The organism is Salibacter sp. (assembly GCF_031581065.1).
Taxonomy (GTDB): Bacteria; Bacteroidota; Bacteroidia; order Flavobacteriales_G; family Salibacteraceae; genus Salibacter.
The window spans coordinates 1-690 of record NZ_JAVLBN010000103.1; the positions used below are offsets into that span (position 1 = coordinate 1).

1 protein-coding gene and 1 tRNA gene are annotated in these 690 nt (G+C 58.7%); both read right to left on the reverse strand.

Going from position 1 to position 690, the window contains the following annotated elements:
* Window positions 1-350 precede the first annotated feature (350 nt).
* Window positions 351-426, reverse strand: a tRNA-Thr gene (locus tag RI557_RS11665).
* A 58-nt stretch (window positions 427-484) separates the two neighbouring features.
* Window positions 485-690 (reverse strand): hypothetical protein (locus tag RI557_RS11670; RefSeq protein WP_310683950.1); only part of this gene is annotated, 206 nt, incomplete at its 5' end.

The window sequence follows — 690 nt, forward strand, 5'->3', positions numbered from 1 at the left end:
CATAGAAAAATCGGTGGAGAAAACCACGCCTGTCCGCCGACCCGCCTGAACGCTGAGATTAATCTCTGACAGATCGCGCGCCCAAGGCCCCTCTGGTGAAAGCGTGTAGAGGCAATGATCTACTGGATGCCCGCGCATGCCCGCCGCAAGCGCTGCAATCGACCGAGCGACGCCCCCTGCGTTCGCGTCGGTAAAGGCCTTGTATACATGTACCACTCGCATTCCGTTTCCCTTGCACCCCGATCAACGGTCTTACCGAACCAGAAGGCACGCTTTATGCTGATCGAGAAGCATCATCAAAATTAAGATAATTGACCAAGTTAGCACACCGCAGCAAGCGAGCGGAAAATTGGAGCTGGCGAGAGGATTCGAACCCCCGACCGGCTGATTACAAATCAGCTGCTCTACCAACTGAGCTACGCCAGCATCTTTCATGCAGCGTGGGAGGGTACCCCGGTTGACCGCAACGGGCAATTCGCAAATGCTACTGAAGGGCGGCTATGCCTTCGAGGACAAGGTCCGGGCGCAAGGTGACCGACCGGTCCAGATAACGGCTGATCAAGATGGCATCGCCACCGGTTAAGACCGCCGTCAGCGCCTCAGGCGCATTCGCCGCGCACCGTTGCAACAGCCCCTGGAGCGCCATGGCGGTGCCGTGCAGGTAACCGCTTGCGAGCGCGTCGGGGGTGT